The sequence below is a fragment of the Geminocystis sp. GBBB08 genome, from assembly GCF_016743215.1.
In the GTDB taxonomy this organism is placed as follows: Bacteria; Cyanobacteriota; Cyanobacteriia; order Cyanobacteriales; family Cyanobacteriaceae; genus Geminocystis.
Genome location: NZ_VRZC01000264.1, coordinates 1 through 2,955 on the forward strand (window position 1 = coordinate 1; position 2,955 = coordinate 2,955).

At 29.5% G+C, this 2,955-nt stretch carries 2 protein-coding genes; both read right to left on the bottom strand.

Annotation, left to right across the window (positions count from 1 at the left end):
• Positions 1–274 precede the first annotated feature (274 nt).
• Positions 275–1,465 (bottom strand): glycosyltransferase, encoded by a 1,191-nt coding sequence (locus FWJ34_RS18970; RefSeq protein WP_308256890.1) that lies wholly within the window; start codon positions 1,463–1,465, stop codon positions 275–277.
• 40 nt (positions 1,466–1,505) lie between these two features.
• Positions 1,506–2,846: an oligosaccharide flippase family protein gene (locus FWJ34_RS18975; protein WP_308256891.1), complete on the bottom strand. Its 1,341-nt coding sequence runs from the start codon at positions 2,844–2,846 to the stop codon at positions 1,506–1,508.
• Positions 2,847–2,955 lie beyond the last annotated feature (109 nt).

Below are 2,955 nucleotides of genomic sequence, written 5' to 3' on the forward strand. Positions count from 1 at the left end.
CAAAGCCTTTTGTTATTTGGGTTACAGGCGTAAATATCAAATAGGTTCTATATAGGCAATGGGTAATAAGGGGTTTAAACCCCTTGCCTTGCATTGTTGTTAAGGACTTGGGAAAAATAAAATCTACAATTAATTCTGCTTACCTAGTTAATCAAGAATTATTACTAATATTTTTGAAATAATATCTTTGTTCAAGTTTATGTGAAATAAATCGAAACTATAGCAAGGGAAGCATTAATTAATTTATGATTTTTTTTTAGATGTCCTATATTACTTAATAATTCCCTGAAATTAAGTTATATCGTAATAACCAATTCCTATCTTCGGAAGAATCAGATAACCAACGATGAATCAAATCACCCCACTTAACAGGGATTTGTAAACTTTTCCAAGTGTCATAAGAATTACTAGAAATCAACTGGTATAAATCCTTATTGGACAATAACATTTCGATAGAATCAGCTAAAGCCCTAAAATTACCCGCAGGAAAAATAAGAGCATTTTGTTTATGTTTAAGTTTTTCAACAAAAACTGGGTGATCAGAAGCGATAATAGGTGTATAGCAAAAAAGAGCTTCATTAACTGTGTTAGGAAATCCTTCTGAATATTCATGACGACTAGGAATAATTATAATATCACCATTTGCCATGAAATTAATTACTTGTGAATTAGATATTAATCCTAAAAATTTGACTAAGTCTTCAATGTCTAACTTTTGTGAGATTTTGACAAATTCTTCAATATTACCTTTTCCCACTAATGTTAGTTTAACAGAGAAATTTCTCAATTTTAGAGTGGCAATGGCATTAAGAATATCTCCTACTCCTTTGCTTGGGATTATCATTCCCACATAGATAAGTTCATAAGTTGTTTTTTGTGCCAAAAATTTTGGTTTAAATCTCATAGAATTATCTTCAGGATGCCAATCCCATGGTATTATTTTCTCTTTTTTAACTCCTATGTTTGCTAAAGATTTAGAAGCAGGAGTCTGATGATTAGTCACCCATTCTATTTGAGGATTATTTAACAAATTTTTCAGTTTCCAGTTTCTAAAATAAGAACGAATATCATTTACCTCAAAAGAATCAGCAAATGTTGCCATTGTTTTCACTTTATTCGCAATGCACCATTTCAAAATTTGTTGATTAGGAGTTCTTAAAATTAAATGTGTTGGTTTATAATTCTCCAAAATTTTGATCAGGTTAACAGAAAAACTTTTGTCAGAGATGGTTTTTTGGTTATAACCCATTCCTATAGCCCTCAACTTTGTACCTAAAAGTTCATCATAATATTGTTCCGTTAAAAAACATAAAGTTGTAACTTCTTCAATGTTAGGCTTTTTGGTAATTTCCATGACCACATTAACTGTATACTTTTGACATCCATAAGTTTCTTCACCACCACTAGAGAGATTTTTAAAAGCCTCTGAGTAATCTCCACCATATTGAACTATAAGTAAACGCATACTAATAATTTATTGTTTGATTATTTGATTAATGTTAAAATCAGAAAATACCTGAAAGAGGAAATCCCGCACCTAATACACTTCTTAATGTAATAAAAATAGTTATTGTAACGAATAATAAAATTGTAGCAATAAAATCTTCTTTTAAGGTCATTAAATTTTCACGCCACAAACCATATTGAACGGCAATATAAAAAGGTATATCATTAAAAGCAATAACAATAATTCCCCCTAGTATCCCCATCTGAGATGCAATTAAAGGTAATAGTACAATCATATAAATAAACTTGAATAAATAGCCATAAGCCCCATACATTGGTTTACCGATTCCGATTTGTACACTTCGCATGGTTACACCTAACAAATTAGGCCAAATTCCAATACTTAAAATTGGCAACATCCAAGCAGCTTGTTTATATCTGTCATCATATAAAATTGTAATTAATAAATCGCCAAAACTACTCAATAAAGCTATTAAAAGAATTGCTAAAGCAAATAAAAATTTTCGTTTATTAATAATTTTTTGTTTTAAAGTGATTCTTGGTAAATCTTTCATCTTGGAAACAACGGGAAAAACTACTGAACTATTTAAACGATCGATTATTTGTACTGGTAAATCGGCAAACATAAAAGCGATGGTATAAATTCCCAATAATTCTATAGTAAATAATCTTCCTAATAAAAGGCGATCAGTTTGCATTGCGAGAAATGTCAATATAGTTGAGATAAAAATCCATTTACCATAACCGAATAATTCTTCTAAAGCTGACTTATCCCAATAAAAGTAATTTTTAACTTCAGGTATTAACCGATGAGTAATAATAGTACTAATTACACTAGAAATAATATTAGCAATAACTAAAGACCAAACATTTCGTATCTGCCAAGCCAAGACGATCATAATTAATAAAGAGAGTATTTGTACTAACAAATTAAATATAATTTTCTTTTTTTCATTGATGTGACGGGTAAGAAAATGTAGAGAAGTTGATTGAAAACCATTAATAAAAGAAGTTAAGCCTAAAACAGGAATTAATAATTTGAGGGAAGAACTTTCATAAAAAATAGATACTGGATAGGCCATAATGATACTTCCAATCCAAATAACAAAACCACGAATCACTTGTAATGTCCAAGCTGTATTATAAAATTCTTTTTCTTCTCCCTTTTCATGTCGCACAATACTATCAACGATTCCTAAATCTGAAAAAAGATTTAACCCTATGATAAAGGTATTAACCAAACTCATTAAACCAAAAACTTCTGGCAAGAGTAAACGAGTAATAATTAAGTTTGCTCCTAATCTTAATACTTGACTACTTCCGTAGCCTAATAAAGTCCAAATTGTGGCAGTAATCGCTAGTTTTTTAAGAGATGACATTGATATTCTTTTGATCGTTGTTTTTAGTTTATCTTTTAACTTCGCTATTTATTAACTGTTTAAGGTAAAAAATCTCAAATAATAAAGGTTTAAATAGTTGGTTAAGTTA